Genomic DNA, 17,961 nt, shown 5'->3' on the forward strand with positions numbered 1-17,961 from the left:
AGATAAGAAGCAAGACTTTGTGATAAGGAACAGATGTCTATATTCTAAAAGCGAAGCAGTCTTTAATCTTGATTCTTAAATTGTAAGAATTAAAATTTGTAAACATGAAACTCTGGGACAAAGGCATTTCGATAGACCAAAAAATTGAACAATTTACAGTTGGTAATGATAGAGAAATAGACATTCATATTGCAAAGTACGATATACAAGCATCACTTGCGCATGCAAAAATGCTTCAACGTATAGGATTAATGTCTTCTGAAGAATTACAACAGCTAGAAATTGGCTTGAACGATTTATATCTTGAAATTGAAGAAGGCACATTTATTATAGAAACACAGTTTGAAGATGTACACTCCAAGATAGAATACGAGCTTACAAGGCAATTTGGTGATGTAGGCAAGAAGATACATACGGCTCGTTCTAGAAATGATCAGGTTTTAGTGGCTTTGCAATTATACTATAAAGACCAGCTAAAGGAAATTGGTTCAAAAGTAGAGAAGCTTTTCGATACCTTATTAAATTTATCGGATACATATAAAGACAAGTTGCTTCCTGGATATACACATTTGCAAGTTGCTATGCCATCGTCTTTTGGATTATGGTTTTCGGCGTATGCAGAGCTACTTATTGATGATGTGCATGTGCTTAATGCCGTAAAAAACATTGTAGATCAAAACCCACTAGGTTCGGCTGCAGGTTATGGAAGTTCTTTTCCTATCGATCGAGACTTTACTACTAGCGAGCTAGATTTTTCTACTTTAAAATATAATGTAGTGGCCGCACAATTAAGTAGAGGAAAAAGTGAACGCGCTATTGCTAATGCATTAAGCAGCTTAAGTAATACAATAGCAAGATTTGCAATGGATGTTTGCTTATATATGAGTCAAAATTTTGGATTTATTAGTTTCCCTGATGCACTCACAACAGGAAGCAGTATTATGCCACATAAAAAGAATCCAGACGTATTTGAGCTCCTTAGAGGCAAAAGCAACAAAATACAAGCATTACCAACTGAAATGCTACTTATTACTAATAATTTACCAAGTGGTTATCATAGAGATTTTCAATTACTAAAGGAGAACATGATTGGCGCTTTTGAAGATTTAAAGGACATTTTAGATATCTGTAATTATGCCATTAAACAGGTTGTTGTAAAGGATGTGGATTTAACGGATGAAAAATATAAATACCTATTTACAGTTGACAGTATCAACAATCTTGTTGTGGAAGGTATGAGCTTTAGAGATGCTTACCAACAAATAGGCCAGCAAGTACAAGAAGACACTTACAAGCCAGATAGTAATAAAACGCACACCCATGTGGGAAGTATAGGAAATTTATGTTTGGATAAGATTAGAGATAAATTTCCCAAATAAAAAAACACCCACAAAGGTGAGTGTTTTCCAATCTAATTAAAGTATAAAAATATAAACTTAAATAATTGTGCTTTGCCCCATATGCACGTTGGTAAAATTGATATTGCTATCTTCTTGATTAAGGATATAATCAGCAATAAAGTCTCCAACTTTAGATGTACTAAATGGGTTATCTGGGTTAATATCTTGGGTAGTAATACCTAATTCTAACGATTTTTCTACTGCTCGCTCAATAGCCTCAGCTTCTTCTGTAAGCCCTAAATGATTAAGTAACATAGCAGCAGATAAAATAGATGCTAAAGGATTGGCAATATCTTTTCCTGCGCCTTGCGGAAAAGATCCATGAATAGGCTCGAATAAAGCATTGTCTTTGCCAATTGAAGCAGAAGCAAGTAAACCTATTGAACCTCCAATAACACTAGCCTCATCACTGATGATATCGCCAAAAAGATTTTCGGTTAAAATAACATCAAACTGTTTAGGATTTAAAATTAGTTGCATAGCTGCATTATCTACAAACAAGAAATCTAATTCTACATCAGGGTATTGAGGCCCCATGGCGGTTACTGTTTTTCTCCAAAGGCGAGAAGTTTCTAGGACATTGGCCTTATCAACTAAAGTGAGTTTTTTTCTTCGCTTTTGGGCTTCTTTAAATGCGAGGTGAGCCATGCGCTCAATTTCCTCAACAGAATATTTACAACCATCTGATGCGACTTGACCATCTTCACTTAAATGCTTTTCGCCAAAATAAATTCCTCCTGTTAATTCTCTATAAATAGAGATATCAGTGCCACTTATGATATGACGTTTTAAAGGTGACTTACCAATTAATTCTTCATAAGCTTTTACAGGACGAATGTTGCAAAACAAGCCTAGAGATTTACGTAATCTTAGTAATCCTTGTTCTGGTCTTACTTTAGCAGATGGATCATTATCGTATTTAGGGTCACCAATAGCACCAAACAAAATGGCATCTGCAGCTTCACAGGCATCAAGTGTTTCTTCTGGAAGTGGGTTGCCAGTTTTATCAATGGCAATAGCGCCCATAAGCGCTTCTTTGTACTTAAAAGTATGATTGTAAATATCTGCTATAGCTTCTAAAGCCTTTTTTGCTTGAGCCGTAACTTCTGGTCCGATACCATCACCTGGTAATATGGCAATATTATATGTCATTAGTCTAATTGAGCCTCAAAGGCTTTAATTTTATCTGATTTACTAATTAAAAATTCGATGTCGTCATACCCATTAATTAGGCATAGTTTTTTATATGGGTCAATATCAAAATCTACTGTTCCTACAGGAGTCTCTAAAGTTTGCGTTTCAAGATTTACTGTAAGTTCTGCAATCGGATTCTCTTCAACATGGGTTATAATACGCTTTAAAAAATCTGCAGAGACTTGTATGGGTAACATGCCATTATTTAAAGCATTGCCTTTAAAAATATCAGCAAAGAAACTTGAAATAATGACCTTAAAACCATAGTCCGCTAAAGCCCAAGCTGCATGTTCACGACTAGAGCCACAACCAAAATTGTCTCCGGCAATTAAAATTTGACCTCTATATTTTGTACTATTTAATACAAAGGAGTCATTAGGGCTTCCGTTTTTTTCGTAGCGCCAATCTCTAAATAAATTATCGCCAAATCCTTTTTTGTCTGTTGCTTTTAAAAAACGCGCAGGAATAATTTGGTCTGTATCAATATTTTCAACCGGAAGTGGAATGGCACGAGATGTTACTATTTTAAATGGTGTCATTCTGTTCTTAGTTTAGATGTTTAGTAATATCAATTATTTTTCCTTCAATTGCTGTGGCTGCTGCTACTAATGGACTAGCCAAAATAGTTCGAGAGCCTTGTCCTTGACGTCCTTCAAAATTTCTGTTAGATGTAGATACGCAATATTCATCTCTAGGAATTTTATCTTCATTCATAGCCAAACAAGCAGAACATCCTGGCTGACGTAATTCGAAACCTGAGTTTTCAAAAATGCTTAAAAGACCTTCCTCTTGTATTTGATGAGCAACTTGTTGAGATCCTGGAACTAACCAAGCAGTTACATTATCAGCCTTTCGCTTTCCTTTGATATAACTCGCTGCAAGTCTAAAATCTTCTATTCTAGAGTTGGTGCAACTTCCTATAAACACAAAGTTTATGGGTTTACCGATTAAAGATTCACCTTTTTTAAAATTCATATATGCTAATGACTTTTCGAAAGAAGCATCATTATATTCAGGAATATGCTCTGTTATTTTTATTCCCATTCCTGGGTTAGTACCATAGGTAACCATTGGCGCGATATCTTCTGCATCAAAATGATATTCTTTATCAAAGATTGCATCTACATCAGAAGGCAATGTTTTCCAATAGGCTATTTTGGCTTCTAAATCTTTTCCGGTTGGAGCAAATTTTCGTCCTGAAACGTAATCAAAAGTCGTTTGGTCTGGCGCAATCATTCCACCACGAGCACCCATTTCAATACTCATATTACAAACAGTCATACGGCCTTCCATAGACATGTTCTCGAACACGTCTCCGGCATATTCACAGAAATACCCCGTGCCTGCATTAGTACCAATTTTTGAAATGATATAAAGAATAACATCTTTTGGTGTCACGCCTTTATTCAATTTACCATTTACATTTACACGCAGACTTTTAGGCTTTTTAAGCAGTAAACATTGGCTAGCAAATACCTGTGCTACTTGACTTGTACCGATACCAAATGCTATTGTTCCAAATGCGCCGTGAGTTGAAGTATGGCTATCACCACAAACGATAGTCATTCCTGGTTGTGTGATACCTAATTCTGGAGCCATGACGTGTACAATGCCGTTATATTCATGACCTAATCCATACAGTGTAATGTTATTTTCTTTACAATTCTCAGAGAGTTGTTGTAACTGGTTTTTAGATAATGGATCTTTAACTGGTAAATGCTGATCTTTGGTGGGTGTGTTATGGTCAGCAGTAGCAACAATTTTATCTGGACGAGCAATAGGAATATTTCGCTCTCGTAACTCGTTGAATGCTTGTGGACTCGTTACTTCGTGAATGAGATGTTTATCTATATAAAGTATTTGTGGTCCATTTTCAACAGTATCTACCACATGCGCATCCCAAACCTTATCGAATAATGTTTTTCCCATTAAGCAGAAATTATTTGTGCATAAACATTACTTGTTTCAATAATTTGATGAATGTCATTATCTTCAATTTCTTTCTTCTTATCAGCGAAATTCAAGAAGTTTTGATACACATCATCTAACTGAAGCTTAGTTAATTCGTAGCCTACTTTTTTAGCTCGGTATGCCAAAGCAGCTCTTCCGCTACGAGCAGTTAAAACTATAGCTGATTCTGTAACACCAACATCTTTTGGATCTATAATTTCGTAAGTCTCACGATTTTTTATGACACCATCTTGATGTATTCCAGAACTATGTGCAAACGCATTAGCACCAACAATAGCCTTGTTTGGTTGTACATAAACTCCCATACTATCTGATACTAATTGACTTATGCCATATAGCATGGACGTATTGATATTGGTATCTAAATTTAAGTATGGATGTTGTTTCAAAATCATCACTACTTCTTCTAAAGACGTATTACCAGCACGTTCTCCAATGCCATTTATAGTGCACTCTATTTGGCGTGCTCCATTAATAACACCTTCTATAGAGTTTGCAGTTGCTAACCCTAAATCGTTATGACAATGGCATGATAAAGTAGCTTTATCAATACCTTTTACATTTTCTTTTAAGAATTTGATTTTTGCACCGTATTCACTAGGTAAGCAATAGCCAGTTGTATCTGGAATATTTAAAACCGTAGCACCAGCTTTTATAACTTCCTCACATACTTTAGCTAAAAACTCATTGTCTGTTCGACCGGCATCTTCAGCATAAAACTCCACATCTTCTACAAAAGACTTAGCGTAAGACACAGCTTCGACAGCGCGCTCAATGATTTGTTCTCTTGTTGCGTTGAATTTGTGTTTTATATGCGAATCAGAAGTACCAATACCTGTGTGAATTCTTGGTTTTACAGCATATTTTAAGGCTTCTGCAGCTACTTTTATATCATTTTTTACTGCTCTAGTTAACCCACAAACAGTAGCATTTTTTACAATTTTTGAAATAGCTTCAACCGATTTAAAATCTCCTGGACTTGATACCGGAAAACCGGCTTCAATAATATCAACACCCAATACATCCAATTGTTCTGCAATGACCAATTTTTGTTCAGTGTTTAGCTTACAACCTGGGACTTGCTCTCCATCCCTTAGTGTTGTATCGAATATTTTGACCTCACCTTTTGACATTTTTAACAATTTATTTTTTTCTTGTTATACGAATGTATATTTTGGTTTTGTCATATGTATAAGTGCAGAACTTTTAAATACGATGTCCAAGAGATTAAATAGATTTTAAATAATTGAAAATCAATTTATTAAACTTAAAACCGCTTGATGACTAAAGCTCAAAAAGATAACCTGTTTTTATTAATAAAATCGCTTACTAAATCCGAAAAGCGACAATTTAAACTTTACGTTGGGCGATTGGGTGTAAATTCTGATTCAAAATTTTTGAACCTTTTTAATCTTTTAGACAAGTCATCGCAATATGATGAAGCTGCAATTTTGAAGGCTGACATCGTTAAAAAACAGCAGCTAGCAAACGTAAAGGCGCATCTTTACAAACAGATACTTATAAGTCTAAAGCTTAATCCATCTCATCAAAATATTAGGTCTCAAATTCGGGAGCAATTAGATTTTGCTTCTATTCTTTATCATAAGGGATTGTACAAACAAAGCCTTAAACTTTTGGATAAGTCTAAGGAAGTGGCAATTAAAAACGAAGAAAAAAATTTAGCTTACGAAATTGTAGAGCTCGAAAAAATAATCGAAACGCAATACATAACACGAAGCATTAGTGGTCGTGCAGATGAGTTAAGTATACAAGCAAAAGAGTTAAGTAGATTAAATGTTATTACCAGTAAGCTCTCTAATTTATCCCTGCAATTGTATGGTATTTTCTTGAAAACAGGTTATGCCAAAAATGAAGAAGAAGCTAATGAAATTACAACGTACTTCAACAATAGATTACCAGAATATAGCATCAAAGAATTGGGTTTTAGAGAAAAGCTATGGTTGTACAAAGTGTATTTGTGGTATAGTTTTTTGCTCCAAGACTTTAAAAACTGTTATAAGTATGCTTCCAAATGGGTAAATCTATTTTATGAAAACCCAAGCATGATTCGATTAAATCCTGTGTTTTTCTTAAAAGGGAATAACTATTTACTTGAGGCATTGTTTTTTATCGGTAATAGAGAGAAGTTTAAAAATGCACTGTCAAAACTTGAAGAAATTAAGAATGGAAATAGCTTGCCTAAAGATGAAAATGTTGAAGCCTTATCGTTTTTATACATTAACCTCAATAAGGTTAATCTCCATTTTATGGATGGTAGTTTTGACGAAGGTTTAGAGCTCATTCCAAAGATTGAAGGCGAACTTACAGGTTATAAGAACCGAATAGATGAACATCATGCAATGATTTTTTATTACAAGTTTGCCAGTCTTCATTTTGGTGCTGGGAATAATAAAAAATGTATAGAATATTTAGACAGAATAATATCCAACAAGTCGCTTTCTATGAGAGAAGATTTATTATGCTTCTCTAGAGTACTAAATTTAGTTGCACATTACGAAGCAGGATTGGATTATCATTTGGAGTCGCTATTAAGAAGTACCTATAAATTCTTAATTAAAATGAATGATTTGCATGAAGTGCAAAAGGAAATGATAAAGTTTATTCGAGGGCTTCAAGATATTTACCCACATGATTTAAAGAAGGCTTTCAAAAAATTACATGAAACATTAAAGACCTATGAAGAGCATCCTTACGAGCGAAGAGCCTTTTTGTACTTAGATATTATTTCCTGGCTAGAAAGTAAAATCGAAAATAAGCAAGTAGGTGAGATTATTAGAAATAAATATCTCCTGAAACAAAACGGTTAGGAGTTGTACTTTACTTTTAAATGTTTCAGCATTTCGGCAGTCATTTGGTCCAAATCAAACTCATGCTTCCAATTCCAATCTTCTCGAGCTTTGCTATCATCTATGGATGAAGGCCAGCTATCTGCAATAGACTGCCTAAAATCAGGATTGTAATTTATCGTAAAATCAGGGATGTGCTTTTTGATGCTATGGTATATGTCTTTTGGAGTAAAAGAAATGGCCGCTAAATTATATGCCGAACGTATCTCTATGGCGTCACTTGGTGCTTGCATTATATGTACTGTAGCCCTAATTGCATCCTCCATAAATACCATTGGTAATTCAGTATCCTCAGCAAGAAAGCAGTTGTAAGAGGCTTTTTTTACGGCTTCATGATAAATTTCTACAGCATAATCTGTAGTTCCACCACCAGGCATTGCTTTATGGCTTATAATGCCCGGATAACGAATACTCCTTACATCCACGCCGTACTTTTCCCAATAATATTCGCACCAGCGCTCACCAACTTGTTTTGTAATACCATAAACTGTTGTTGGCTCGCATATGGTATGTTGTGGTGTATTATCTATAGGAGTAGTTGGCCCAAATACTGCGATACTACTTGGCCAAAATATTCTATCTATGACGTTATCTTTTGCTAAATTAAGTACATGAAAAAGTGAATTCATGTTTAAGTCCCACGCTTCCATAGGATATTTTTCGCCTGTTGCACTTAGCAATGCAGCCATTAAATAAATAGTCTTCACATTATTTTGCACACAACAATCGTGTATAGCATTGTAATTCTTTGCATCTATGATCTCAAAAGGACCAGAATTAACCAAATCTAGATTACGAGTATTTATGTCGCTGGCAATAACATTAGATACGCCATAGATTTCTCTTAATTTAATTGTAAGTTCTGTGCCTATTTGTCCGCAAGCACCTATGATTAATATCTTAGAAGACATACTTATTTTTTAAGGATTGTCAAAAATAATAAGAAATTCAGCTGTTTTTTTATAATAAATAAGAATTTGAAGGGTTTTAATAAGAATTTAGCATTTAAGATATTGGTTGATATGAGTATACGATAGCTGTTACAGATTATTTATCTTTATGCCAGAATATGGAGTAATGAGTTCAAAATTTATTTATATACTAAGCTTACTTTTTTTAATAAGTTGTGCAGATGATAAACCTCGACAAAAAGTTGAGGACGAAAATTCTAATGAGCAAAAAACAGAAGCCATCACGACAAAGGCAATAGAGAATTTTAAGTTCAATGATTATATTTTGAGTGATGACGCAAAAAATGAAGTCACTAACTGGTCAAAATTTCAAGAGCTTTCAACTCAAATATCCTATCTTAGAACAGCGGATGTTACCTTTTTTACGGATGCGAAGGATACACTAAAGGTTTTTTTGGATAGTTTAAGAGTAAGCATACCTGATAATATAAATACAAACTCAATAAACTCAAGAATTTCAGTTCTTGAAACCAAATTATTGAAACTAAATAACGACCTAAAGCTTGATAATTACGCGGTTGATAATAAGCTTAAAAGTATTAAGGAATTACTAATTGCTAATTCTAACCTTATCTATATGATTAATAAGGAAATAGAAATAAAAAAACGAGATGTAGGACGACCAGAGGGCGAATAAACTTTATTAAAGTTTAGTTAAGATGTAACATTTTCTCCCAATGCAAGTCTTACGATTAACTACTTTTAATCAAACTAATTACAAATCATTATGAAAACCATTTTAAATTCCAGGTTTGTAGTTCTTTTATTGGCTTCACTTATAATAGTGTCTTGTAAGGAAGAAAAGAAAGAAGATACAGCGATGGCCGAGGAAATCCCAGGGATAATTCTCGAGAACATGGACAAAGATGTAAGTCCAAAAGATGATTTCTATAACTATGTTAATGGAAATTGGATGAAAACGAATACCATTCCTGATGACGAAACGCGTTGGGGTGGATTTGGAGTTTTACGTAAATCTACAAGAAATGACGTATTAGAAATACTTTATCAATCTAAAGAACTAGGTACTTATAAAGAAGGATCTGATCAAAAGAAAGCCTTATTAATTTTTCAATCTGAGTTAGATACCGTAGCGAGAGACGAAGCAGGTATAAAACCGATGCAACCCCTATTAGATAAAATTAATAGTATTTCATCTGTGTCAGATATGCAGCAAATTCTTGCTAGCACTTTAGGTGTTTCAGCTCCATTTGCAGGCATTGGTGCTAATCCAGATTTAAACAATAGTACAATGAATACTGCTTGGGTATTTCCAGGCGGACTAGGATTACAGCGTGATTATTACGTTGATCAAGATGAAAAAACTAAAGAGATTAGAGGGCAATACGTTGATCATATAACGCGTATGCTTCAGTTTGTTAATTATTCTGAAGCTGATGCTCGAAGTGCTGCTGAGCGTGTTTTAGAACTCGAAACTCAACTTGCTGAACCACGTTTAGATAAAGTAGCAAGTAGAGATGTAAGAAACTTTAATAATCCAACAGCATTAGCTGATTTACAAAAAATGGTCCCTTCTATGAATTGGAAACAATTTATGGATGATATGGGCATCGAAAAAGAGGTTGATACATTATTAGTGATGCAGCCAAAGTACATGGCAGCGTTAAATAATTTTCTACAGGAGACGCCAATTAACGATGTAAAAACGTTGATGACTTGGTCTACATTAAACAATGCTGCCGGATTCTTAACTACTGAAATTGAAAAGGCTAATTGGGACTTTTATAGTAAAACATTACGTGGTGCTAAAAAACAAAGAACCGCTGAAGAAAGAGCTTTAGGAACAGTAAACGGAAGTGTTGGTGAAGCTATTGGTAAACTTTATGTAGATTCTAAATTCCCACCAGAAGCAAAAGCCAAAGCAGAAAAGATGATTGCTAACGTAATCAAAGCGTTCCAGAATAGAATTAATAAGTTAGACTGGATGACTCCAGAAACAAAAGCAAAAGCTATTGAGAAGTTAGATAAGTTTACTGTAAAAATTGCTTACCCAGATGAATGGGAAGACTATTCTAATATGGCTGTAAAAGAAGGTAATTCTTATGCTGAAAATATGTTGGCAGTAGGCGAATGGGCTCAAAAAAGAAACTTGTCAGAGATTAATGAACCAGTAGATAAGAAAAGATGGGGAATGTCTCCGCAAACAGTAAATGCTTATTTTAATCCATTAAATAATGAAATCGTATTCCCTGCTGCAATTCTTCAACCACCATTTTACAATTATACAGCAGATGAAGCTGTGAATTATGGAGGTATAGGAGCAGTTATTGGACATGAAATATCTCATGCATTCGATGATTCAGGTGCACGTTTTGATGCAGACGGTAATGTTAACAACTGGTGGACACCAGAAGACCTTAAAGAGTTCGAAAAAAGAGGTAAAGCATTGGCAGATCAGTACTCAGCATTAGAGGTTTTAGATAGTGTTTATGTTAATGGACCCTTTACACTTGGTGAAAATATTGGTGACCTTGGTGGTGTACTTGGAGCTTACGATGGACTTCAATTATTCTTTGAAGAAAACGGAAGACCAGACGATATTGATGGATTTACTGCCGAGCAACGTTTCTTTATGTCTTGGGCAACAGTATGGAGAACGTTAATTAGAGAGGATGCGTTACGAACTCAAATAAAAACAGATCCACATTCTCCTGGAAATATTAGAGCAACACAGCCACTAAAAAATGTTGATGCGTTCTATGAAGCCTTTGGTATTAAAGAAGGTGATGCTATGTATTTAGCTCCTGAAAAGCGAGTAAGAATTTGGTAAAACCAAATTTATATAAAAACAAAAGGCAGCTATTAGCTGCCTTTTTTTGTAATCTATTTTTAAGAATTATTAGTTTTTAGGAGCTGCTTTTTTAGCCTCTAAAGCTTCACGAGTCATTTTAGCCATATTAAAATTAGGATCAATTGCTAAAGCATCATTCACTAATTTTAAAGCTGGGTCTATATTAGCATCTTGGTTTTCTTGAAACGTTACCAATGCTTTTAGATATATAAAAGCTGCTTTTAATGGTGTTTCATAAGGACGTTGCGACTCATAAAACGCACGCTTCATATCGTCTTTTGCATTGGTAATCCCGTACTCAATTTTAGCTTTAGCACCTGCTAAGTCTTTATTCTGAATCATTAAATCAGCAATTTCATAAGCTAAAACAGGATTTGCATTTCTTCTAAATAAGACATTATAGTGTTCTAAGGCTCTTTTAGTTTCGTTTAAGTTTTTAAGGGCGATTGCTTTTACTTCAACATTTAAGTCAGAATCAGTGGCATTTTTTTCAAAACCAATAGTATTAATGGCTTGAACAAATTGACCTTCAGTAATATAGAGATAGGCTAATGTATCTCTTCTAGATTGATTAGGAGCAAGCACTTCTAAATGTGTCATAGCATTAATAACTCCTTGCACATCACCCTGGGCCTTCATTTGTTTATAATAAGCTTCATAGTGCGCTTTTAAATCTGCGTTTCCTTGAGCAAAAGATATTGCGGAAATCAATAAAACAATTGCAACGGTAATCTTCTTCATTTTGATAAAATTTTAATGCGCCAAATCTAAGAAAATTAATAGAAATTGGTCTTAAAAACTTATTAATTTCCTAGAGGCTAGTTTTATACTCAAAGTCCAATAGTTGTGCCAACTTTGATGAATCAATTATTTTTCCTTTTGAAAAAAGCTCAGTTTTAAATTCTGGGTATTTTAAATTATGGTCTTTACAATAGTTAGTATAGTAATTTTTTTTGGTAGGATGATAAGGGTAACAAGCGTTTAATTCTTCATTCCAAATGTCATGTTTTATGAGCTCGCTAATGATGGCGATGCAATCATTTTTATCAATTAGATTTATTGGTGCATTACCATTAGGAATATTTTTTCTCCCAGACAAAAACTGCCCCGGATGTCTGTTCTTGTCTATAAGACCTGAGAACCTTAAAATTGTTGTATTCAAATTCAAATTTGTTTTAAGTAACCGTTCTATTTCGATAAGCTGTTTGCCAGAATTTGTTGTGGCATCAAGATCAGTTTGTTCGGTTATTGTCTCAATTGGATATTTATTTGAATAGACAGAAGTAGAACTTATATATAAGATATTATTAGCTTGGCTTTTGTCAATGTGCTTTAACAATTGTCTAATTTCGGCTACGTGATTTTTGGATGGGTTTTTACGAATTCCAGGCGGAATATTTACAACCAGAGTGTCTGTATTTTCTAGAAAGGATGTAATATCTCCAAGTACAGAAGTTTCACTTAGCTGAATTAAATAAGGCGTAATACCATGTTGCTTTAACACCTCTAATTTTTCTAAAGAGGTGCTAGTACCTTTTATATTATGACCACTACTAATTAGTTTCTTAGCTAGAGGTAGCCCGAGCCATCCACAACCAATAACACCTATATTTTGCGACTTCAATAATTATGAAATTTAATACATCAAAGATAGTGCTGTAATTATTGATTCTTGCAAAGCTCGCTAATTTTAAGTAACTTTAAGATTCACTCAAAATATCAAGGTCATGGGTATTAAAAGTTTTCAAGGTGCTCGCAAGCATCAAAACACCACTACACAAAGAGCTTTAAAAGTAAAAGATTATATGACAACCAACCTCATAACTTTTAAACCTCATCAAAAAATACATACTGTAGTAGAGGCTATAATTAAAAATAAAATCTCTGGTGGGCCAGTAGTTAATGACAAAAATGAATTAGTTGGTATTATTTCTGAGGGTGATTGTCTAAAGCAATTGAGTGAAAGCAGGTATTATAACATGCCATTAGAAGAAGATTTAGTTGAGAAAAGAATGATTAAAAATGTTGAAACTATTGATGGCAATATGGATATTTTTGATGCTGCCAATAAGTTTTTAAACTCAAAACGTAGACGTTTTCCTATAGTTGAAAACGGTAGATTAGTAGGGCAAATTAGCCAGAAAGATATCTTAAAAGCTGCACTTCAATTAAAATCTGAAAACTGGAATAGCACAACTAAAGGGTAGTTCTTTTACCTCTTAATCTTTTGTGTATTGGCGGAAATGTTTCTGGCAGATCCGTAATTAGTAGTTTTTGATTTACACCACTTTCAAGTTCTGCAATTTTCGAATATGGATACTCAGGTATAGGTTCGCTTAGTGATTTCCATTTTGCTATACCAGATACTGTAATTGCCTCACCTATTTCAATAATACCTTCCTCGTATCTCAACGTTTTATTAAACCCTAACCAATTAGTACTATCAATATTGTAAGATCGAAGTAAGGCTTCAAATTTAGGTGAAGCGTCATTAAATGTACCAGAGTTTTGCTTCTGGTCTTTAACCAAAAAGCACTTGTAATTTTTTGGATGTTTTGTAGGTTTTACAATCACCATATCGCCATTGTTTTCTATAAAGAACTCTTGCATACGCTCTTCTTCCACCAATGTTTTCCATCGTGTAGATTTACCATTACTTACTCTTTTTTGAATTTTTATCTGATAAAATATACACTCACGTTTAGAGTACGGCGCAATTAAAGGCGCTTTAACGTGTAACGCTTTACCATGCAGTTTTGATAACTCATTTTGTCTAAGATTAGTAACATTTCTAAACGGAATTTTTGATAGTGACCGTTTTATTATTTGCTTATTACTAAAGTAGTGAGACAGAAAAATTATGATGGCAGTAGCACCTATAAAAAGGGAAATAATAAGAAATGGTTCCATAAAAGCGTGGTTAGTTGTATACTATATGTGTATACTAAATTATAAATGTTACACAACTAATCATCACGCTTGACCAAAGCATAATAATCCCCTTCGATAGGTAAATAGCCCTGATCGTAAACGAAGTAATAAATTTTGCCAGCCTTGGTAGTATAGATACTGGTAATGTAATTAAAATCAAAACCTTTTTCAATTAACTTTGCTCTCGAAGTTTTTGATTTTTTTCTAGGGTTGAGTTCCTCAAGAATTCTATAATTTTTGCGTAACCGGTTATTGGTGTTTCTAATAAGATTTTTAGAGTCTTTATTAATTCTGTTATTATAAGCATTTCTGCAACCATCACTACAGAATTTTTTATCTATTCTACCAAAAATTTTATTACCGCATTCAGGACATTCTTTTTGCATACTCATCTTTTTTTAGTTCGTACCAATTTGCTTTGACATCATCTATTTTAAATTCTTCCTTAAACTGCAATCCTATTTTTCCTAAAACCTTGTTCGAAGCTATATTGTCGATTTCAGCAACCCCAATTAATAGCTCCTTTTTCATGGTAGTAAAAAAATAATCCATAGCTACAATTGAAGATTCAGTTGCATAGCCTTTCCCCCAAAAGCGAGGTATAAAACGATAACCAACATCATAGAAGTTTGTTTGGTTATTAAACGTTAGATCGTTGTTTAATCTTAAACCTGACCAACCAATAAATTCACCAGAGCTTTTTTCAATTGCAGCCCAACGGGCAATTCCTCGTTCTTTATGCTGTAGAATATTAGATTTTATACTTTCTAGAGCTTCTTCTTTTGTTTTAATAGGTTTATTCCCTAAGTATTTATGAACCAATGGGTCAGAATCTAATTCATAAATACCTAGTAAATCACTTTCTCTTAAGTGTCTAAGGATAAGGTTTTTAGTTTTGATTTTAAAAGCACTCATATGCAAATATAGCTGAATATTATCCATTTACAAACGACTACAAATATTTACAAACGAATTTAAACGTGTATCAACCGAATAAGATTGGACAGGTGTTTCATATTTGCAATGTTGAATCAAGGCGGTTCAATAGTATTAACTGTTTAACAATAAAATTTTAGAACACATGAACACATTAAGAAACAAAGTACAGTTGATTGGTAACTTAGGCAATGACCCGGAAATTGTAAATCTTGAATCAGGTAAAATACTTGCTAAATTTTCAATAGCAACTAATGAAAGCTATAAAAATGCAAACGGAGAAAAAGTGACCGATACACAATGGCACAATGTTGTAGCTTGGGGAAAAACAGCCGAGATAGTTGAGAAGTATGTTGGTAAAGGCAAAGAAGTAGCAATAGAAGGAAAATTATCAACACGTTCTTGGGAAGATAAAGATGGAATTAAGAGATATACTACAGAAGTGATATGCAACGAATTATTGATGCTAGGTAAGTAGTATTATTAATTTAATAAAAAAGGGAAGCTGATTAGCTTCCCTTTTTTATAATTATATAGAATTTTTATTTCTTAATTATCTTTTTTGTTATACTAATATTCGACGTTTTATTTTCAATGGTCAAAAAGTATAATGCATTTTTAAGATTACTCAAATTAGAGATAATTATTTCTCCATTATTAAAATCTAAATTACCATAAACTTCGCGTCCATTGATGTCCGTTATTCTAGCCGAAAAAGAGTTGTTTGATAATCGTGGTGGTAACTCAATTGTAATTGACTCCGTAAAAGGATTAGGACTAATATTAATATCATCAATAGCAAAATCATTGGCGCTTAAAGAGCCTTGACATAATGACCAGCCCATATCTTCCATAAACCCTAAAGTCACATTGCCTGGATCATATACAGATTCTCCAGGACCTAAGAATGGTGTCATAAGTGCAGTTTCTGTACCATTAAAAGTGGCTTCATCCCAGTGACTGTAACTAGAACCTCCATTAAATGGAAATGGTGCATAAGTTTTTGGACGAACACCGCCATTTTGAGCTACAGCAATTGGTCCATTACATGATAAATTATCTCCCTGAAAAGCACTTAATAAAAAGCTAGAAGGATCATCTAAATCAAGTACAGGAGTACTACTATTTACAATAAATTCGTCCCATATATTATACCAAATTGCTGCAGGGTCATTTGCCGCAGTTGTGGTATTTCCATTCGAGTCTCTTCTAATATAACCAACTGTGGTTCCAGTTGTTCCAATTCTTGTTCTTCCAAACCCTGCAATACCAAGTCCATGTCCTAATTCGTGCAAGACAACCGAAGTAAAATTAAACATTCCTGCTGGTGTTGGTTCATCTACAGCCGTTGGAAAAAACCAATCGCTTCTCGTAGAATTAAAATTACAAGAGATATCACTAGAGAATCCATTGCCGTTTGCTCCAGTAATTTTTTCGAAAAGCGCACCAGGATATAATACGTTATCAGGGTCTCCTGGGATGCTTCTAAAATAAGAGGCACTTGCTGAACCTAGGTTACCTGGAGTGGACGGTTCATAAGTAGCATTGATATTAATTGTAACAGGCGAATCAATTAAATTTGCCCAAATATCAACTGCCAATTGAAAAGCATCTTGAGCTTCATTTGGTTGCCCAAATATATCTGTCCAATCACCTCCAATATAGTTAACATTGATTGTGGCACAAGGCGTTGCTCTGCTCTCGAGTTTTTGTTTTACCAGTGGTCGAAGTTTTACCAATGTGTTATTTGGCGCACCCGTATCAGGCATGGTACATACATGGGTATTATTTGCCTGACTGAATGCTGTTATATAGTTCAATAGCGCAAAAACACTAAAAACAACTTTATAGTAATTTCTTTTCATGACGTAATATTTTGCTTTTTTTTGAGACGCAAAAATAACAAAACACTAACGTTTTTTTATAATTTTTAACAAAATGAAAAAATTATAGGCTAAAAAAAGTCCTAAAATCAATAAAATTTAATGATATCCATGATTTCTTTAATCTGGTTTATTAAGGCCTAGACATAAAAAAAGTAACCAATTTAGGCTACTTTTTTAAGTAAGTCAAAGCAAGGACATTTTTTACAACGTTTATGTTCTGCTTTTTTATATTTTTTACAGCATTTAGATTTTACCTTACCCAGTGGATCCATACCACAAGTAGATAAAACCTTTATGCGCTCCTTTTTTAACTTTTTATCTTTCTTTTTACCCAAAATTGGTGCTTCATTTCTGGGCGCAAATATAGTTGTTTAAATTTAATCTAAATAAAATTTAACAATTTATGCTACTGGAGATTCAGGTGCAGCAGAACTAATAACATTTAATTGTTGAATGTCTCTATCAAATAAATATAGACCGCCTTTATCATCGCCAATCATGTTTATTTTATCTAAGATAGTTCTGGCAGTTGCTTCTTCTTCAATTTGTTCAGCTACATACCATTGCAAGAAATTATGTGTGGCATAATCCTTTTCTTGAAGTGATATATGGACTAGTTCATTAATGCTTTGAGAAACAAAGATCTCATGCTCAAGTAATTTTTCGAACATTTTTTGGAATGAATCAAACGAAACATTTGGTGCATTAAGCTCACTTATATGTGCATGACCACCACGCTCGTTAACAAATTTCACTAGTTTTAACATGTGTTCGCGCTCTTCATCAGACTGATCGTACATAAAATTAGAGATGCCTTCTAACCCTTTTACTTCTGCCCAAACGGCCATTGCTAAATATACTTGAGACGATTCTGCTTCGATTCGTATTTGCTTATTAAGTGCTTTTTCTATTGATTTTGATAACATTTTTTCGATTTTAATCAAAAATAATGAATATATGACAAAAGTTTTACGACTCCGACTTATTTAGAAT

The 17,961-nt window shown here is 33.8% G+C and carries 18 protein-coding genes; 6 read left to right on the forward strand and 12 right to left on the reverse strand.

The window, feature by feature from the left end; all coding sequences use genetic code 11:
- Positions 1-104: 104 nt before the first annotated feature.
- On the forward strand, positions 105-1,379 hold the full coding sequence (gene argH / locus ED556_RS03755; RefSeq protein WP_296319483.1) for an argininosuccinate lyase: 1,275 nt from the start codon (positions 105-107) through the stop codon (positions 1,377-1,379).
- Positions 1,380-1,436: 57 nt separating this feature from the next.
- Here argH and leuB read toward each other — a convergent pair whose 3' ends face one another.
- The 4 genes from leuB to ED556_RS03775 are packed head-to-tail and all read right to left on the reverse strand — an operon-like array spanning position 1,437 to position 5,698.
- Entirely contained in the window at positions 1,437-2,552 is a 1,116-nt protein-coding gene (gene leuB / locus ED556_RS03760) for a 3-isopropylmalate dehydrogenase (protein WP_296319485.1), read from the reverse strand.
- Positions 2,552-3,133, reverse strand: a complete 582-nt coding sequence (gene leuD, locus ED556_RS03765) for a 3-isopropylmalate dehydratase small subunit (protein ID WP_296319487.1) — start codon at positions 3,131-3,133, stop codon at positions 2,552-2,554. The genes leuB and leuD overlap by 1 nt, the downstream gene beginning before the upstream one ends.
- A 7-nt stretch (positions 3,134-3,140) precedes the next feature.
- Complete coding sequence (leuC, locus tag ED556_RS03770; protein ID WP_296319489.1) at positions 3,141-4,523, reverse strand: 3-isopropylmalate dehydratase large subunit; 1,383 nt, start codon at positions 4,521-4,523, stop codon at positions 3,141-3,143.
- Entirely contained in the window at positions 4,523-5,698 is a 1,176-nt protein-coding gene (locus ED556_RS03775; RefSeq protein ID WP_296319491.1) for a 2-isopropylmalate synthase, read from the reverse strand. The genes leuC and ED556_RS03775 overlap by 1 nt, the downstream gene beginning before the upstream one ends.
- Before the next feature lie 147 nt (positions 5,699-5,845).
- Here ED556_RS03775 and ED556_RS03780 point away from each other — a divergent pair, with 147 nt between their 5' ends.
- Complete coding sequence (locus ED556_RS03780) at positions 5,846-7,393, forward strand: hypothetical protein (RefSeq protein WP_296319493.1); 1,548 nt, start codon at positions 5,846-5,848, stop codon at positions 7,391-7,393.
- On the opposite strand, the gene ED556_RS03785 is transcribed toward ED556_RS03780, so the two are convergent.
- Positions 7,390-8,343 (reverse strand): NAD-dependent epimerase/dehydratase family protein, encoded by a 954-nt coding sequence (locus ED556_RS03785; RefSeq protein WP_296319496.1) that lies wholly within the window; start codon positions 8,341-8,343, stop codon positions 7,390-7,392. The two genes, ED556_RS03780 and ED556_RS03785, sit on opposite strands and share 4 nt — an antisense overlap.
- 166 nt (positions 8,344-8,509) lie before the next feature.
- On the opposite strand from ED556_RS03785, the gene ED556_RS03790 reads away from it, so the two are divergent.
- Complete coding sequence (locus tag ED556_RS03790; RefSeq protein WP_296319498.1) at positions 8,510-9,040, forward strand: hypothetical protein; 531 nt, start codon at positions 8,510-8,512, stop codon at positions 9,038-9,040.
- A gap of 90 nt (positions 9,041-9,130) precedes the next feature.
- Positions 9,131-11,194, forward strand: a complete 2,064-nt coding sequence (locus ED556_RS03795) for a M13 family metallopeptidase (RefSeq protein WP_296319500.1) — start codon at positions 9,131-9,133, stop codon at positions 11,192-11,194.
- Between the two features lie 69 nt (positions 11,195-11,263).
- On the opposite strand, the gene ED556_RS03800 is transcribed toward ED556_RS03795, so the two are convergent.
- Both ED556_RS03800 and ED556_RS03805 read right to left on the reverse strand, forming a co-directional pair.
- Positions 11,264-11,956 carry a hypothetical protein gene (locus ED556_RS03800; protein ID WP_296319502.1) on the reverse strand — a complete coding sequence of 231 codons (693 nt, stop codon included), beginning with the start codon at positions 11,954-11,956 and terminating at the stop codon, positions 11,264-11,266.
- Between the two features lie 70 nt (positions 11,957-12,026).
- Positions 12,027-12,839, reverse strand: a complete 813-nt coding sequence (locus ED556_RS03805; RefSeq protein ID WP_296319504.1) for an NAD(P)H-binding protein — start codon at positions 12,837-12,839, stop codon at positions 12,027-12,029.
- Between the two features lie 103 nt (positions 12,840-12,942).
- Here ED556_RS03805 and ED556_RS03810 point away from each other — a divergent pair, with 103 nt between their 5' ends.
- Positions 12,943-13,422 carry a CBS domain-containing protein gene (locus tag ED556_RS03810; protein WP_296319507.1) on the forward strand — a complete coding sequence of 160 codons (480 nt, stop codon included), beginning with the start codon at positions 12,943-12,945 and terminating at the stop codon, positions 13,420-13,422.
- Here ED556_RS03810 and ED556_RS03815 read toward each other — a convergent pair.
- From ED556_RS03815 to ED556_RS03825, 3 genes are read right to left on the reverse strand one after another with little or no spacing between them, the layout of a single operon-like run.
- Positions 13,412-14,125: a GIDE domain-containing protein gene (locus ED556_RS03815; RefSeq protein WP_296319509.1), complete on the reverse strand. Its 714-nt coding sequence runs from the start codon at positions 14,123-14,125 to the stop codon at positions 13,412-13,414. The two genes, ED556_RS03810 and ED556_RS03815, sit on opposite strands and share 11 nt — an antisense overlap.
- A gap of 56 nt (positions 14,126-14,181) precedes the next feature.
- Positions 14,182-14,532 carry a hypothetical protein gene (locus tag ED556_RS03820; protein ID WP_296319510.1) on the reverse strand — a complete coding sequence of 117 codons (351 nt, stop codon included), beginning with the start codon at positions 14,530-14,532 and terminating at the stop codon, positions 14,182-14,184.
- The gene (locus ED556_RS03825; RefSeq protein ID WP_296319513.1) at positions 14,513-15,061 is read right to left on the reverse strand and encodes a GNAT family N-acetyltransferase; all 549 of its coding nucleotides are present in this window, start codon (positions 15,059-15,061) and stop codon (positions 14,513-14,515) included. The genes ED556_RS03820 and ED556_RS03825 overlap by 20 nt, the downstream gene beginning before the upstream one ends.
- 166 nt (positions 15,062-15,227) lie before the next feature.
- Between ED556_RS03825 and ssb the strand changes: the two genes are divergently transcribed.
- The gene (gene ssb / locus ED556_RS03830) at positions 15,228-15,560 is read left to right on the forward strand and encodes a single-stranded DNA-binding protein (RefSeq protein ID WP_296319515.1); all 333 of its coding nucleotides are present in this window, start codon (positions 15,228-15,230) and stop codon (positions 15,558-15,560) included.
- 64 nt (positions 15,561-15,624) lie between these two features.
- On the opposite strand, the gene ED556_RS03835 is transcribed toward ssb, so the two are convergent.
- A complete protein-coding gene (locus ED556_RS03835; RefSeq protein ID WP_296319517.1) occupies positions 15,625-16,947 on the reverse strand; it encodes a T9SS type A sorting domain-containing protein in 1,323 nt (440 codons plus the stop codon).
- 422 nt (positions 16,948-17,369) lie between these two features.
- A complete protein-coding gene (locus tag ED556_RS03840) occupies positions 17,370-17,894 on the reverse strand; it encodes a ferritin (RefSeq protein WP_296319519.1) in 525 nt (174 codons plus the stop codon).
- Between the last annotated feature and the right edge of the window lie 67 nt (positions 17,895-17,961).

The organism is Winogradskyella sp. (genome assembly GCF_003712105.1).
Classification (GTDB): domain Bacteria; phylum Bacteroidota; class Bacteroidia; order Flavobacteriales; family Flavobacteriaceae; genus Winogradskyella.